The sequence below is a fragment of the Exiguobacterium sp. EA-TM-5 genome (genome assembly GCF_053878415.1).
On the sequence record NZ_CM132670.1, the window covers coordinates 155389 to 171056 of the forward strand.

Consider the following 15668-nt stretch of genomic DNA (forward strand, 5'->3'; position numbering starts at 1 on the left):
ACCTTGTTTTCGTATTCACCCTGTCGCAAGCAATCCAAGATAGATCAGACTGACACTAAATAAACTCAGTAAGACACCAACTGCATGTCGACGATACCCTAGCAATAGCAGTGGTAAGGTAGCGATACCAAGCATCAAAATCCATCCGTCTCCTGCTGGACCACTGACTGGGAGTTGTTCTAGTGTCGGTTGTTCTAGACGACTGAGTGACGCACTCGCCATGAACAATAACACTAGAATGATACTCTCCATGCGGACTAACGGACGTGGATCGTACGTTGCTTCCAAATGCAACCGACGCCGGACGAGCGTGCCATTACAAAAGGCGTAAAATAGGAGAGGTAACAGCAGGAGGTGCTTCAGTAGTAATGCTTGACCATATGGGACACCCCACAGATTCGGATACCGTTCAAGCGGAATCGCCAGTTGCATCAGCAACAGACCTGACAGGATGACACCCGTAAAGGCGATCCGAGCAAACGGACTGAACCAGTTTAAAAAGGCAGACCAATGCTCTGTCGAACGAGCACCGACTGCTACCCAAAATACGACACCGATCCAAGCCGTCACACACAAGAAGTGACTGAACTGGAGCGTCCATCCGAGCACACCATATTTAGCTGCCGCGTGACTCGTTCCGGCGATGCCAATCCAGATTGGAATCGTGAAGAGTGATAGCAAGACAGATCGTCGCTTTTGCCACGCAAGTATGATCAATAATAGTAGAGCAGAGAAGTAAACGACAAGAAACATCCGACCGATATGCAAAAATAATCCCGTTCGGAGAGCCTCCGTCATCGTTTGCGTCGAAAGCAGAAAACGAACGGCACCGATGACTGGGATACTCGTTCCAAGAACAAGCATCCCGAGTCCCGCCACCGCCCAATTCGTTCCGTCCATGATCAATGGCTTACGTTTTTTCGGAATGAAACGTAAAACGAGGTAGCCCATCCAGATTGCCCCGCCCATGTAGACGAGTAACTCTCCTAGGAACGCACTCATGTCGAACGACGACGGAATAAAAGAAGCAAGACGATACTGACGAGGAGTCCACCGACGATCCATGGGAGCAGTGTCGGAAGGAGTCCTGGCGAAGTCGGTTCTGCTTCAGGAACGACCGACGCCTTCGTTTCCATCGTTTCTACCTTTTCGACAGTGTTCGATTCCGATGTCGCCTCACCAATCACCGTAAAACCAATCGTCCCTTTGACCGGATGACCATCATCTGAAATCGACGCCCACTCAATCGTGTACTGCCCTTTTGCTAACGGTTTTGAGACGACGGCACTGAGTTCATTCCCGATGATCAGTGGTTTTGCAAGCGACTGTTCGACGTCATTCGCATCCACTACACGTAAGGTACTCGTTTTTTCAACAGCTTCACTGAACGTCAATCGGATACGATCGACGGGTTCAGATAACGCCGCTCCTTCGGCTGGATTCGAGTTTTTTAGACTCGTATGTGCTTCGACCGATACAGGCAACAGACAAATGAGAAATAGAAGTACAAATCGGATGATGCGCATGTCGTTTACCTCCTTTCTGTTTGATGTGTAAAAGAAAACCCGCTGTTGCCAGCGGGTCGTCCTTTATTGTTGCGGGCGACGACGGAGTGCGAAGAATCCAAGGATCGATGCTGCTGCGATACCAAGCAGTGACCAGACGATACCTGTCGTCGATGATGCTTCTTGCATACCACCGAGACCTGTGTTCGGCATTCCAGATGGTGCACCTTTGAATTTATCTGGGAACTGATCGACGATTGCTGTCGCTGTTCCTTCCCCTACGCCGTACATATGCGCGTACGCTTCGCGAATCGCTGGGTACGTTTTGTCGTAATCTTTTTCATTGTAGCTATTGAAGGCAAGTAAGAGTTGGTCAATGTGAACCTTCAATCCTTCTTCCAAATCTTTTGCTTTTAAACGACCTTCCGTTGCCGCATCAAGGAATGCTGCCTGTTCGACACGGTACTCATCAAGTTCCTTCACAGCCATGTCACGTGCTTGATCATCTTTCGCGCCTGTCGCTTTGACATAGTCGACGAAGTAGCCGATGTGGCTCGACCAAATCTTCTTGAATTGTTGCGCTGCTTCGCTACCATAAACAGAGCCAATCGAAGCAGTCAGGTCATCCGTATTTTGATTCAAGGCACCGGCTGCCGCATCAAAGTCTTTTGCACCGTCGATTCCTTTTTGCATTGCGAGGATTGCTAATGCTGCGTGCTCCGAGAAGTTTCGGTTGAGTCCAGCACGAAGGTCTGCTGCTGGTGTATCAACTTTCGTATTTTTGAATTTATCTGGGTACTGGTCGACGATTGCACCCGACAGTCCTTTTCCAACCATATACATATGCTCGATCGCTTTACGTAGATTACTGTAAGCAGCATCATAATCACCCGCTACATAGCTATCGAATGATGTTAACAGTTGCGTGATATGGACTTTGAGTCCACCTTCGAGATCCGCAGCCTTTAGGCGTCCTTCCGTTGCTTTATCAAGGAAAGCAGCCTGTTCGACACGGTACTCATCAAGGTCTTTCAATGCTTTTTGCTTTGCGTCTTCGTCTTTTGCTCCGGTTGCTTTGACGTAATCGACGAAGTAACCGATGTGGCTCGACCAGATTTCTTTGAAGGCAGCGCCTGCTTCTTCTCCGTAGACTGATCCGACAGCTGCCGCTAAATCATCCGTATTTTGATTCAATGCGCCTGCTGCTTGTTCAAAATCTTTTTTACCATCAATCCCTTTTTGCATCGCAACAACTGCGAGATATGCGTGTTCAGATAGAATTTGATCGAGTGTCGCTCGCAAATCCGATGCTGGGGAGGAGACGTCCAGTGAGACTTTTCCTGAACTGTGAGACATCTTACTATGATCCTCATTACCGTGAGCACTAACACCTGCTGCTGGAATCAACAATGCGGCACTAAGCGGAACAGCGAGATACGACTTTTTCATCTTCATCTTATGAACACCCCTTTGATTTTTATGGACTTCACATAGATAACGTAACAAGTTCATAAATAGTTTTATTTTTTTACTTTTTTTATTCAAAATATTTTTTGTTTGAAATACCTTCGTTTATTAATTTAATTATTTTTAGTTTTTATTTACTCATTTTAAGAAATAAACAACTTATTTTCTAACGATTTCATTAAAATCTTCTTATCACCATATCTTTTATTTCTTATTCAGAACAGGAGTGGACTCATGAAACGGATCGTCATTGGCGCATTACTTGCTTCTCTTGTCGTCTCACAAGCAATTGGACCAGTCGAAGCAAAAAGTAAATCGAAAAAGAAACCTGTCGTGCAAGTCGATCAAGATAAAAATGGAATTCCAGATGCTTGGCAAAAACAATATCATTTGGGGTATGGCAAACACGTCGCAACAAAGGATCAGGATCGCGATGGTTTGACGAATGCGCAAGAATATCAACTTCGCCTCAACCCTACTAAATCGGATTCGGATCAGAACCGGATCAAAGATGGACAAGAGGATGTGGATCGCGATTCACTGACAAACACGCAAGAATACAGTGTACGTCTCAATCCATTGAAGAAGGATTCCGATCAAGATGGTATTTCCGATGATAAAGAAGACCAAGATCAAGATCGATTGACGACACGAGAAGAGTTCATCGTCGGTACGCAACCACTGACAAAAGATTCAGATCGCGATGGCATCAAAGATAGTGAAGAGGATCGCGATCAAGATACCCTTTTGAATGAAGACGAATTTGAACTTGGTTCTGATCCGACAAAAGCAGACAGCGATCAGGATGGGACACGGGATGATCAGGAAGACACGGATCAAGACGGCGTTCAAAATAATCAAGAACTCAAACGGATCACAATCAAAGTAACGGATACGAACAAGAAAAAATTCGAGTGGCGCTATAGTACTGAACATCAGCGGAAAGAACTGCGTTTTAAAGATGAGATCGGCGTCACTGACGTCGCGACGTTAAAAGACCGTCTTCTCGTCACACCATCAATGACGGAAGATGAATTAGTAACGTTAGTCGCTCAGGCACTTCAATTGCCAAACATCAAAACACTACAAGTCCAAGTCAAGTTCTACAATGGACAGGAGCTTGAATCGGAAGATGAACACGCGGATAACGATGGTGCATCGGATGATTCTGGGGATGATGAAGGCGATGACGATTCCGATGATCATGGCGATGATCATGGTGGTCACGGTGATGATGATTGATCCTCGACACACAAAGAGAGAACGGAAAATTCCGCTCTCTCTTTTTTCATACTCTTATTAATGATGGTGACCGCTACTCCCACCAGCTGGTTTGGCTCCACCTTGTAAAATCTTTAAATCTTCTTTCGATAACTCACCGACGATGAACTGCCGTGTTGGCATGATCATCGCACCTTCACTGCTCGCATGCGCTTTGACATAATACAAGCCGGATTTCGGTATTGTCTTCGCAATCGTATAGACACCCGGCTTCGTCTCTTCTGCCGGTTCCATACTATAGCGTACTGTCCCATCCGCTTTCCAGATTTCGAAGTGGACATAATCAACTTTTTGCGCCGGTTTCGCTTCACGCCAGACCGTCGCTTCGAACGTTTGCTTTTTCTTTGCATCCGGTTGCATGTCTTTAGGGACATTCATTTTGATGGATAGTGGCTTAGCCACGGCATACTGTGCTGCTGCATCAGAATCGACCGCACAGCCGGCAAGACTCGTCGTTGTGACGAGCAGTCCGCCAAGCAAGAATGTTTGCATCGATTTACGCATTGAAGAACCTCCTTACACTCGGAATACGACGAATGACGAGGTAATCAAGTAGCCAGACGACGAGCAATGATAGTCCGACGAGTGGGAAGACGATCCCCAGCACGACAAGCACAGCGAGGAATCCTTTCAACATGAATGCTTTCGGACCTTTCGGCGCCCCCATCCCTTTACTTGGTTTCCGCTTTAGCCAGAGATAGAAGCCACTGACCGCAACAAGAATGATTCCAAGACAAATCAATAAACTAATCAATTGGTTGAACCAACCGAATTCCGTTCCTTTATGAAGCGTGATTCCAGTCGCGACGATTTTACCGACGACACCATAGTTGTCATAACGATAATCGGCGAGTACGGCACCGGAATATTGATCGAGGTGGATCGTCGCTTCATCCTGTGCTTTTGCGGGGTACGCGGATAGTGTATAGACACCGCTCGGATCACTTGGAATACTAATTTTAAAGCTTGGGTCCATCCCTTGTTGTTTGCCGATCGCAACGATGTCATCGATTGAAGCTGGAACAGCTCCTTCGACTTTCGATTGCGGCACATCAAGTGTTTCGGCAGCCCATGGGACTTCGGCGATATCCTTCGTCTGAAGTGTTGACGTCGGTGCTTCTCCCCCCCAGATCGACGGTGGGTAGCCCAGTCCTTGGTTCGTGACGAGTGACTGGAAGTTCGCTCCCCAGAAGCCGGACCACGGAAGACCTGTCAAGATGAGGAACAACATCCCTGCTGTGATCCAAAATGCTGGAACGGCGTGAAGGTCTCGACGGAATAACTTCTTTCCTTGACGCAGGCGTGGGAACAATACACCTGACAGTCCCTTTTGCTTACGCGGAAACCATAGGAATAGTCCCGTGACAATTAAGACGATCGCCCAACAGGCAACGAGTTCAATGATCCGATCGCCGGTCGTTCCCGCCATCAGTTCCCCGTGGATTTCTTCGATTTTATTCATGATCCGGTCATCATCCGATAAAGTACCGATGATTTTTCCTGAGTACGGATTGACGAAGACTGTCGCCGACATGTCTGGTGACGAGACCTTCACTTCACTGGATCGATCGTCAGATTCGCCCGGTCGATACGACGTGACCAGCGCTTCCGGATACTTCGCTTTGACGCGATCAATCTGTTCCGTTGCCGTGATGCGATCCGCTTTTGGTGTGACTTCATAATACGATTGATACAGGACGTTTTCGATTTGCGGCTTAAAGAGATAGATCGATCCTGTCACAGCGAGCATGACGAGGAACGGTGCAAAAATGATACCAGCATAAAAGTGCCACCGCCAAATCGTCCGGTAAGCAGAAGAAGTCGGTGCTTTTTTGACCGTCTCTTCCGTCTGCATGAGATTCATATGTATCCTCCTCTAGTAATAAATATGTCCACTCTGTGAACACCTCTTAGTATAAGCGTTTACAATCCACTTCCATCCACTGGCTTGTGACGATAAATTGCCAATCTGGTGTGTAAATCAGGTAGCTTTTAAGAAGTGAAAAACGTCTTTTTTTGACAATGATTTCACTTTTCTTGTAGATTACTTCTTATTTCAAAAAACTATCCTTATTCATAAAACCAAACTTCATCTAAAAAAGCGAATCCTGATTTGGATTCGCTTGCTCACGTGATGTATTTATATTGAAGAACTTTCCTCAACTGATTCCTTTTGACGACGATGATATACAATACCGGTTACTATTAGACCAACTAAAATGACTACAATCGTACTGATGATTCCGGGATTCACCTGTAACCAGTTCCACAATTCCGACCAGGTAACAGCTTCTCCAATCCGGACGATCAAAAACGTCCAAAGTCCTGTATAAACACCTGCCGCTAGAAACGTCATCAAGAGATAACGCGGTAGCGGATAACCGAGAAGGCCTGCGACGTAATGAATCGGATGACGAACACCAGGTAAGAAGAACGATAATCCGATTGCCCATAATCCCCGCCGTTCGATGATTGTTTCTGCTCGTTCCAAGAAACGTGACTTCATCCAACGTTTAACGAGCGGAATTTCACGGAAGAACCGTGCAAGTAAATAAAACCACGTAAAAGCGATGAAAAAGACTGGCCATGCGGTCAGCCAGATAACGATTGGGTACATCCCCTCTCGTAAACGCAGTGCTGCAAAACTCATCATCAAGACATCGTCCGACAATGGGGTGAACATGATTCCGCCAGCCAGGCGGACGAGTGCCATGATATCCATCACGTATCCCTACTTTCTGTTTCTCTCTATATTCAGTATCCCCGATTTTTCTAAAGTTGAGCCCTGTCCATTTCTTAACTTCTTCTTTAGCTTTATATTTTTCATTTTAAGAATAGATAATTATCAATCCTTGAACGTCGCTTAGACAGCGTCACATTCATATGAAATCGAAAAACAAAAAAGCCTTTTTCCCACATTGAGAAAAAGGGTTTCATCCGTTCGTTCGAGAAGGGGTACAACGTACATTTGAACGCTCATCTGATAGGAGGAATTTCCATGTTACATCGCCGGAAGACCTATACGATTCGTCCCGAACGCCTAGAAGAATTTACTGAGTTTTTCCATACCTATTTGTACCCGCTTCAAGTTAGTCATGGTGCTCGTCTTGTTGGTCGCTGGGTGACCGAGGCCGAAGATGAAGTCATCGCTATCTGGGAATATCGCGACCGTGAACATTACGAACAAGTCGATCGTGATGTCCGCAACAGTGCTTTACGCCGCGAAGCGATGAAAAAGCGCGCTCGACTCGGCAAAAATTTGTATATCAAATCGTATGAAGACTTCATGACAGCAACTGGTACGTATGCTCCACCTCGCGCCATTGTCAGTGTGACCGCATATATTACGAACGATGCGGGTGAAGTCCTACTCGTCCGTAATTTGCATCGTGGTGATACGTACGAGATGCCGGGCGGACAAGTCGAAAATCACGAATCGATTCTTGACGCCATCAAACGAGAAGTGAAAGAAGAGACCGGTGTCGATGTCACGATCGACGGAATCACAGGCATTTATCAAAATGTCTCAAGTCACGTCCTTTGCGTCTGCTTCCGCGGAAAAGCGGTCGGTGGTGAACTCGCAACGCAAGAAGGTGAAACGACGGATGTCGGATTCTTCCCGCTGACACGTGACTCGCTGAGTGAGTATATCAAACGCGAACACTTCCAGTTACGGACACTCGATGCCATGGATCCACACTACTTCCCACACGCCTTATATAAAGTCAGACCGTATGAATTGATCAGCCGTTATGATGGTAACACGACATCCCCGTCACGCTGACTTGATTACTGTATAACGACATCCAGGAGCAGACCTAACGTCCGCTCCTGGATGTTTTTCCTTTAAAACGATAAGGCAATGAAATCGACGATCATATGCGCAATCCATGATCCAAAGATACTACGACCGGTTTTAATATAGATGTAGTTGAAAATTAATCGCGCTACCCCTTGAAGTAACAGTACATGCAAGAGTGTCGAGACGAAAGATCCATCCCAATATGATGGAATATGCATGAGTCCAAAAACAAGCGCACTCAACAGGCTACTCATCCACATCGATAATCCTTTACTGCGTGCACCTTCTAATACACCGATTCCAAGTAACTCTTCGCCCATCAACATGAAAGGAATCATAAGAGCAATTTGCCCGAGATGACCTGAAGCTGGATTAGCCGCCCATTCCATACCAGCCGCACTAGCGATTAAGCCAATTAACATGCTTGAAACGAAATAAAGCAAAACACCTAGTGGAATCATCCACACTTTTCTCGGAAACGTCAGTACCTGCAGGCTATCTTTTTTAAAAGTAACTGCCCATGCCGCAAGTCCACCTATGAATAATGCTGACCACGCCCATTCCCACTGCGTCAAACCTAAAAATCCAGCTAGTAGCAACAGTGCTCCGACCACTAACCCACTGTTTGTTGTCCGCATCGTTTTCATAATAAGTTCCTCCTTGAGTATTGCACGTTTTTTAATTCGTGCTTCATTTGATACTTGGAGTATAAGACGGATTGATAAAAATAATTCCAATAGTCTCCTATTTAGCACCTTATACTTTTTGAAGTACACATTTGAAAAAAAGGAGAGGATCGTCATTCAATCCCATGGAGAACTCTTACGTGAACTACGGATCAAAAAAGGTATGACCCAAAAGGATCTCTATGATTCTGTCATGTCTAAGTCTTATGCAATCCGTTTTGAACAGGGGAAACATGAAATCTCTTTTCATCTTATTCAACTACTACTCGAACGGCTCGGTATGGAAATTGATGAATTTCTCTATATCCACCATGGGTTTCAGGAATCTCTTGTCGAACGCTTTTATGACGAGTATGGACTCAAAGGGAATGCGAATGATATCGACGGATTGATGGCGCTTCGTTCCACCTATCGTGCATTTCCCACTTCTTATCAAAATAGTTTACGTCTCACCGAACTAGATGCCCGGATTGAACAGCTGACTTACTTTAATCAACACGGTATCTTTTCAAAAGAGGCAATTTCAAAAGAGACGCGTCAAACGATTCATGACTACTTAGATCGGATTGAAACGTGGACAATTGGAGAACTGCGGTTTTTTGCGAATACACTCGATTTCATCGATTATGAACGAAAAACGGAGTACTTTCGTAGCATCCTACCTTCGCTTCATCGCTACAAACAGTTCAAACGCGGACGAACCGTCATTTGTACATTGTTGATTAATGAAATCCATGAATTGATCATGACGACTGAACTTGGTATGGCACAAATCCTCCTCGTGCAGCTCGATGACTTTTCACAAGGTGTTGAAGCCATGTTCTATCGAAATACACACCACTTTTATAGCGGACTCCTACTAATTGCCCAAGGGAATGTTTCAGCCGGAACACTCCAAGTCGAGCAAGCTATCATGATTTATGAAACACTTGGCTATTCTCACCAAGCCGCATTGTCACGTTCGTTTTATCAATTGCTTCGTCCAACGAATCCTCCTGAATGAGGTCTTAAATAAGTGACTTTTTTTATCCCGTCCCTTGTTCTTCGATACGATACACCTATATTCGATTATAAGGCGGTGACTTTCCATGAAAAAATCAAATTCGAGTAACATCCGGTGGGAACGATTCATTCTTTCGCTTGGTCTTCTCTTGCTCTCCTATCTGTATATGAAAACTCGACTCTTTGGAGCGCAACTAGTGATGCCGTTATCTGGATTTTTCTCGATTCAACTCTTTTTCTTATGAGATTTAATGATGATAGCCAGTATAAAACCCCCGTCTACGCGATCATCGCATACAGACGGGGGTTAATCAGGTTAGTTTACGGATGGTGTAACCGTGAGTCGAACGGTAATTCCAGCATCATCGGTGACATACACATCTCCTGCTTGATCCGTAACGGTATAATCAGAAGACTTCAACGTCTCAATTGCTGCTTGGAGCGTCGCTTGATCCGGATAACGTAACGTCCAGTAGACGAGGCCGACCGCGTCATTTGGATTCGTCGGTGCATCGATACCAGACCAGACGTTCAGACCGATATGATGATGGTAACCGCCAGCAGCAACGAATAATGCCCGCATTCGGGAAGCATCAGCTGCTACTTCAAAGCCGAGTGTCTCAACATAAAATTTTCGCGCTGCTTCGAGTGTCTTCACGTGGAAGTGCACGTGTCCCATGACGGTCTCGCTTGGCATGCCATACCAATCTTCTTCTCCTGCTTCAACGAGCATGCTTTGCCAATCGACAGGATCCGTCGTCATTTTGACGTCGCCATTCGCTTCATATGTCCAAGTGTCCCGCGGACGATCGGCATAAATCTCAATGCCGTTCCCATCTGGATCCGATAAATAGAACGCTTCACTGACAAGATGGTCGCCTTGACCAATCTCAATGCCTCGTGCGATCAGATTCCGGATGACGAAACCGAGTTCTTTTCGGTTCGGTAGCAAAATCGCAAAATGGTATAATCCAGCGACCGAGTTCGGTGGGAAGCGACGGGCGTTCGGATGGACTTCCAGCTCAACGAGTGGTGTCCCTTGTGCGCCAAGCACGGTCAATTGCTCGGTTTGTGTCAGCAGACGCAATCCGAGTGATTCGGTATAAAATGAAATGGAACGATCGAGATCCGTCACGCGTAAGCGAACAGGACCGAGTGTAATCTGTGAGTGAATGGACATCTTGTTTCCTCCTTCAATTAAATGGCTCGTGTCTCTATTATTACGCGGAAGCGATGGAAGCGGAAGTAGGCACGAATAAGTGGTATAGTATCCTCAACGATACCATGAAGGAGGAAGACCGATGGAAAAGACACCAAGCTGTCGGGTCGAGACGGCACTCGAAATCTTGACCGGGAAATGGAAACCGTCGATTTTACTTGTCTTGATCACACACGGAACACTCCGCTTCAGTGAACTGAAACGACAATTACCGAACATTACCCAAAAGATGTTGACGGCTCAACTACGTGAGCTCGAACTAAATGACATTGTCCACCGCGAGATTTATCAAGAAGTCCCACCACGTGTCGAGTACTCGCTAACGGACTATGGTCGGACACTCATTCCGGTTCTTGATGCAATTAATGCATGGGGCGAACAGCACGTCATTCACCTCGAAAATAAAGACAAACTAACATCTGCTTCACAATGAGAAGTCCATTTCGATGCGATTTCTCTTTTTTATGGAATAAACTGTCTATTATCCCGTATACTGTCCTAATAGACTTCTGTTTTCGGAAAGGAATGAGTCCTCATGCATCAACTTCATGCGATCGAGCAGCTCGTTGCTCGACTCAAACAAGATCCTGCGGTCGAAGCCATCTTCTTGAAAGGCTCCTTCGGACGGGGAGAAGAAGATGTTCATTCAGACATCGATCTGTACTGCCTTGTATCGGAAGAACGTCAAACAAAGTTTTTATCCCGTCGTTTGTCGCACTTAGCCGCCTATCGTCCCATCATCTGGAAAGATGAAATCGACATCATCGCGCCACAAATGATTGTCGTCTATGATGATCTCTTACATATCGACCTATTCACTGTGACACTCGACTCGCTGAATCATAAGGATCAACTGCGTGTTCTGTACGATCCGAATCAGCAACTGACAGACTACACGGGTACATGTGACTTGACGCTTTCCGCTCAAGAAGCGACCGATGAAGCAATTGATGCCGTCTGGTTCTTATTCCAATACAAAAAAGCAGCGGCACGGGGAAATGACTTATGGGCAGTTGAGATGCTCCGTAGCGCTTTAATCAAGTTCGCGAAAGTCTTACTCCATCATCACGCTCCGAATCGTGCACAGCTCGGCTTAAAGACCATTCCGACGACACTTCCGGACGGTCCGCGCCTTGCTCTTAAAGCAATTTATGACGTCCTAACACCCGCTACGCATGATGAAGCAGCTCAATGTTATCTGACGTGCTTGCAGACAGAACGACAAGCGCTCGACCGGACGCTCGCCGCTCATCCGGAGACGCTCGACTTACTCGATCGATTAACGCATGAACTATCGATGCAACAATTAAAATGATAACGACAAAGGAGTAGCAGGCATTTGCCCGCTACTCCTTTGTATGCTCACTGATTACTGTGTCAATTGAATCTCTTTCGATTGTCCACCTGCCCAGCCAAAGCCAGAAGAAACTTCAAGCAGCGGATTTTTGACCTGTTTCGGTAATTCGAAGACGATGTTGCCGGTTTTTTCGATATTCGGATTGATCGTCTCTAAGAAGAAGCCCATTCCGTCTTCATTTGCATAGAGATCAAGCTCCGTATCGGCTGAGTATTCCGTATCGCCGACATTGACTTTAAACATGTTGCTATCAACGAATCGCTCTTCCTTATCTCCATTTAGAATCGTCAGACCGATGACCAAGAATTGTCCTGACGTTTTCTTTTCACCAAGGGCATTCGATAGCGTATCGACCATTTTGACGTCATTGACGATGTACGTCAGTTTACCGACTTTCACCTTATCATTAATCCCGTACGTTTTCTGGACCGGCTTTGCGGCTGCCTTTGCTTTCACTGGTTTTGCTTCTGACTTAACTGCTTCTTGTTCGACTTCTACTTTTTTCTCCGGTGCTGCTTGTTCTTCATCATCCCCTAAATTTCCGAGAATGACTGCTCCGATTACAATGATTCCTGCCCACTTCAATCCTTTTTTCATGTTACTTCCTCCTTTTAATTTGGCTGACTCACATCTGATAGCCTTAGTATAGGAAGAAGCACCCCCTTACCCTTTGCACTTTTTTGGCCAGGTTTTTTTTTGTTTTAGGTTCAAAAAAATGGATTGACAACATACAAAAAGAGCGCTGAATTTAGCGCTCTTCTTCTCACTCATTCTCCTTTGACTCGGATGACGATTTTTCCTTTAGCATGCCCTTCTTCACCATAATCGTGGGCTTCCTTGATGTGATCGAGATCAAAGATCCGATCAACGACAGGCTGTAACTCGCCACGCTCGACCGCTTTTGCGATATGTCGCAAGCGCTCACCGGTCGGTTGCATGAAGACATACGCAGAACGCGCATTGTGCTCTTTCGCTTCGTCTTCATCGGGTGGTGTGGAAATCGAGACGAGCATCCCGTTCGGCTTTAGCATTTGATACAGTTCCCCTTGTTTATCGCCGCCCATCGTATCAAACACAAAATCGACGTCCCGAACACGATCCGCTGGATTTTCTTGTTTGTAATCGATGACTTCGTCTGCTCCAAGCGCTTTCACCCAGTCAACGTTTTTCGTACTTGTCGATGTAATGACGTCTAAGCCATTCGCTTTCGCAAGTTGAATCGCCACCGTTCCGACGCCACCTGATCCGGCACCAATGAAAATTCGGTCACCTGGTTTCGCATCCATCACTTCGAACATGACTTGCCATGCGGTATGTGAGACGAGCGGAAGCGAAGCCGCTTCAGCAAAACTAAGCGATTCTGGTTTTTTGACGACGAGGTGCGCATCGACTGCGACGTACTCGGCATACGTTCCTTGACGAGCGATTTCCGGACGACTAAAGACCGCGTCCCCGACTTGAAGATCAGAGACGTTCGCTCCGACTTCCTGAATCACGCCAGCAACGTCCCAACCTATGACGAGCGGCATCTCGTAACTCAACATCTGACGCAAGTATCCTTCTCTTAATTTCCAGTCTACTGGATTAACACTCGCAGCGTAGACTTCAATCAAGACATCATCTGGTCCAATGACGGGCTTTTCTAGTTCTCCGACCTTAAATTGCTCTGATCCACCATACTGTTCAATGTAAGCTGCCTTCATCCGTTGACGCCTCCTTCAATAATCGTTCCCTATCTTCTTCCCCGTCCGTTAAAACGACAAACAGTCCGAAGACACACAACAGCTCCCCATCGATTGATGAAGAGCTGTCTCGTTAAGCATTTGTCTGTTGTAGCGTCGATGCCGTTTCGTTCAAGGCATGAATCGCTTGTTGCAGTTCCATGACCTGTCCGACTCGATGACGCGTCAGACCGGATAACGACTCACTTTGAGTGAGTAAGGCGTTCATGAACGTGTCGAGTTGTCCAGCTGCTGTCGTAATGGCAGTAAGACTACTCGTCATCGTCGCGAACTGCGTCTGCGCCGACTGGATCGAACCGACAACTTCTGTCGCATCCGTTTCGATCGTTTGCAGCGCTAACTGACTCTCTGCCATCCGTTCTTCCTGTTCACGTAACAGTGTCGTACTCGCATGAATCGAGTTACCGGTTTGCGTGACATCTTGGTCCACACGTTCAATGATCGCATTGATTTCCTTCGATGCTTCTGCCGTTTGTGCCGACAGATTACGAATTTCTTGCGCGACGACCGTGAAGCCTTTCCCAAATTCACCAGCACGGGCGGCTTCAATCGAAGCATTGAGACTGAGCAAGTTTGTCTGAGCTGCAATCGCATTGATGCTCGTCGTGATGGCGACGATTTCCTGGAACCGCCCGGCGAGTTGTCCGAACGACGTGACAGACTCATCCATGCTCGTCGTCAGTTGTTGCAAGGATTGTCCGGCAAGACCAATCGTTTGTTTACTCTGCTCGGCTGTCGTTCGTGATGAAGAACTCCGATCGAGTGCACGGTCGACGGAAACGGTCACGTCCTGCATACGGTTGACCTGCTGTTCGTTTAATTGGCGGATTTCACGAATCGCTTGGACACTACCCGCTGCATCATGTGCCAACTGTTGCATCGCCACATCAACCTGACTGAAAGAATCCTTCGCTGCGTCGACCGTCTCACTCATCTCTTCTGTGAACGTCGTTACTTCTGTTGCGGTTGCCGCCGTTTGCTCTAGGGCGACTTGAGACGTTGCCGCGTAAGCTTCCGACCGTTCTTGTTCTTGGCGGACTGCCAGCATGACGTTTCGTCCGAAGACGGCAACGAAGACAGCAGCCGAGAAAATCATCAAGTAGATGACATAGGCGACGATCAAGTCAAATGTATTCGAAAAGACGATGGTTCCAAGTATCGTGAACATTACTATCTCGAGAAGTCCTAAAATTCCAGCAAGAATGACGAGGCTTGGAATCAAATAGACGATTGAAATCGTCAAATAGAGATAAACGATCGTCCAGATACTCGGCGACGGTAATGTCGTCAAGACTAAGGCGAGTACGAAATAGGTTAACGTCACTTGGACGTACTTCCCACTCGGACGATGTCCGAGCAGACGGTTGCCACCAAGCAACGCGACCGTCAAGATCAAACCACCGACTAAAAACTGATAAAACACACTGATCGGAACATAATTCATTTGGGCAAATAAAAAAATCAATGGATGTGCAATTGTAATTAACGTTGCAATCAGGCGGGACAAAATCTTTGTACTTTGTTGCTCGAGGGCAGATACCATCTTGTTCAAACTCCTTCACCTTATTAAAGTCATACAGTTGTTCATCGGCAGGAGCGATTCAATC

Annotated in this window: 17 protein-coding genes; 6 read left to right on the top strand and 11 right to left on the bottom strand. The window is 46.4% G+C overall.

Going from position 1 to position 15668, the window contains the following annotated elements:
- Nucleotides 1-15: 15 nt before the first annotated feature.
- The 3 genes from ACV3PA_RS00805 to ACV3PA_RS00815 form a co-directional block, all read right to left on the bottom strand.
- On the bottom strand, nucleotides 16-1065 hold the full coding sequence (locus ACV3PA_RS00805; RefSeq protein ID WP_456125379.1) for a copper resistance D family protein: 1050 nt from the start codon (nucleotides 1063-1065) through the stop codon (nucleotides 16-18).
- On the bottom strand, nucleotides 999-1526 hold the full coding sequence (locus ACV3PA_RS00810; protein ID WP_456125380.1) for a copper resistance CopC family protein: 528 nt from the start codon (nucleotides 1524-1526) through the stop codon (nucleotides 999-1001). The genes ACV3PA_RS00805 and ACV3PA_RS00810 overlap by 67 nt, the downstream gene beginning before the upstream one ends.
- Nucleotides 1527-1589: 63 nt before the next feature.
- Nucleotides 1590-2960: a copper amine oxidase gene (locus tag ACV3PA_RS00815; protein WP_456125381.1), complete on the bottom strand. Its 1371-nt coding sequence runs from the start codon at nucleotides 2958-2960 to the stop codon at nucleotides 1590-1592.
- 246 nt (nucleotides 2961-3206) lie between these two features.
- On the opposite strand from ACV3PA_RS00815, the gene ACV3PA_RS00820 reads away from it, so the two are divergent.
- The gene (locus ACV3PA_RS00820) at nucleotides 3207-4214 is read left to right on the top strand and encodes a hypothetical protein (RefSeq protein ID WP_456125382.1); all 1008 of its coding nucleotides are present in this window, start codon (nucleotides 3207-3209) and stop codon (nucleotides 4212-4214) included.
- A 57-nt stretch (nucleotides 4215-4271) separates the two neighbouring features.
- On the opposite strand, the gene ACV3PA_RS00825 is transcribed toward ACV3PA_RS00820, so the two are convergent.
- The 3 genes from ACV3PA_RS00825 to ACV3PA_RS00835 all read right to left on the bottom strand — a co-directional run bounded on the left by ACV3PA_RS00825 (nucleotide 4272) and on the right by ACV3PA_RS00835 (nucleotide 6975).
- Nucleotides 4272-4757: a FixH family protein gene (locus ACV3PA_RS00825; protein WP_456125383.1), complete on the bottom strand. Its 486-nt coding sequence runs from the start codon at nucleotides 4755-4757 to the stop codon at nucleotides 4272-4274.
- Nucleotides 4750-6117, bottom strand: coding sequence for a PepSY-associated TM helix domain-containing protein (locus ACV3PA_RS00830; protein WP_456125384.1), 1368 nt, complete (start codon nucleotides 6115-6117; stop codon nucleotides 4750-4752). Before ACV3PA_RS00830 ends, ACV3PA_RS00825 begins: the two co-directional genes overlap by 8 nt.
- A 276-nt stretch (nucleotides 6118-6393) precedes the next feature.
- On the bottom strand, nucleotides 6394-6975 hold the full coding sequence (locus tag ACV3PA_RS00835; RefSeq protein WP_456125385.1) for a DedA family protein: 582 nt from the start codon (nucleotides 6973-6975) through the stop codon (nucleotides 6394-6396).
- Nucleotides 6976-7251: 276 nt separating this feature from the next.
- Here ACV3PA_RS00835 and ACV3PA_RS00840 point away from each other — a divergent pair, with 276 nt between their 5' ends.
- Nucleotides 7252-8037, top strand: a complete 786-nt coding sequence (locus ACV3PA_RS00840; protein WP_456125386.1) for an NUDIX domain-containing protein — start codon at nucleotides 7252-7254, stop codon at nucleotides 8035-8037.
- Between the two features lie 62 nt (nucleotides 8038-8099).
- Here the strand turns inward: ACV3PA_RS00840 and ACV3PA_RS00845 are convergent, their stop codons facing one another.
- Nucleotides 8100-8702, bottom strand: a complete 603-nt coding sequence (locus ACV3PA_RS00845; protein WP_456125387.1) for a CPBP family intramembrane glutamic endopeptidase — start codon at nucleotides 8700-8702, stop codon at nucleotides 8100-8102.
- Between ACV3PA_RS00845 and ACV3PA_RS00850 the strand changes: the two genes are divergently transcribed.
- Together ACV3PA_RS00850 and ACV3PA_RS00855 are read left to right on the top strand one after the other, a co-directional pair.
- Nucleotides 8593-9744, top strand: coding sequence for an Rgg/GadR/MutR family transcriptional regulator (locus ACV3PA_RS00850; protein WP_456125388.1), 1152 nt, complete (start codon nucleotides 8593-8595; stop codon nucleotides 9742-9744). The genes ACV3PA_RS00845 and ACV3PA_RS00850 overlap by 110 nt on opposite strands.
- Nucleotides 9745-9829: 85 nt before the next feature.
- The gene (locus tag ACV3PA_RS00855) at nucleotides 9830-9988 is read left to right on the top strand and encodes a hypothetical protein (RefSeq protein WP_456125389.1); all 159 of its coding nucleotides are present in this window, start codon (nucleotides 9830-9832) and stop codon (nucleotides 9986-9988) included.
- Between the two features lie 71 nt (nucleotides 9989-10059).
- On the opposite strand, the gene ACV3PA_RS00860 is transcribed toward ACV3PA_RS00855, so the two are convergent.
- Nucleotides 10060-10923 carry a VOC family protein gene (locus ACV3PA_RS00860; RefSeq protein WP_456125390.1) on the bottom strand — a complete coding sequence of 288 codons (864 nt, stop codon included), beginning with the start codon at nucleotides 10921-10923 and terminating at the stop codon, nucleotides 10060-10062.
- A gap of 121 nt (nucleotides 10924-11044) precedes the next feature.
- Here ACV3PA_RS00860 and ACV3PA_RS00865 point away from each other — a divergent pair, with 121 nt between their 5' ends.
- Together ACV3PA_RS00865 and ACV3PA_RS00870 are read left to right on the top strand one after the other, a co-directional pair.
- Nucleotides 11045-11395 carry a winged helix-turn-helix transcriptional regulator gene (locus ACV3PA_RS00865; RefSeq protein WP_456125391.1) on the top strand — a complete coding sequence of 117 codons (351 nt, stop codon included), beginning with the start codon at nucleotides 11045-11047 and terminating at the stop codon, nucleotides 11393-11395.
- A gap of 102 nt (nucleotides 11396-11497) precedes the next feature.
- Nucleotides 11498-12277: a nucleotidyltransferase domain-containing protein gene (locus ACV3PA_RS00870; RefSeq protein WP_456125392.1), complete on the top strand. Its 780-nt coding sequence runs from the start codon at nucleotides 11498-11500 to the stop codon at nucleotides 12275-12277.
- A gap of 54 nt (nucleotides 12278-12331) precedes the next feature.
- Here ACV3PA_RS00870 and ACV3PA_RS00875 read toward each other — a convergent pair whose 3' ends face one another.
- From ACV3PA_RS00875 to ACV3PA_RS00885, 3 genes are all read right to left on the bottom strand, one after another.
- Nucleotides 12332-12916 carry a DUF4352 domain-containing protein gene (locus tag ACV3PA_RS00875; protein ID WP_456125393.1) on the bottom strand — a complete coding sequence of 195 codons (585 nt, stop codon included), beginning with the start codon at nucleotides 12914-12916 and terminating at the stop codon, nucleotides 12332-12334.
- A gap of 170 nt (nucleotides 12917-13086) precedes the next feature.
- The gene (locus ACV3PA_RS00880; RefSeq protein ID WP_456125394.1) at nucleotides 13087-14022 is read right to left on the bottom strand and encodes an NADP-dependent oxidoreductase; all 936 of its coding nucleotides are present in this window, start codon (nucleotides 14020-14022) and stop codon (nucleotides 13087-13089) included.
- A 112-nt stretch (nucleotides 14023-14134) separates the two neighbouring features.
- Nucleotides 14135-15604, bottom strand: coding sequence for a methyl-accepting chemotaxis protein (locus ACV3PA_RS00885; RefSeq protein WP_456125395.1), 1470 nt, complete (start codon nucleotides 15602-15604; stop codon nucleotides 14135-14137).
- Nucleotides 15605-15668 lie beyond the last annotated feature (64 nt).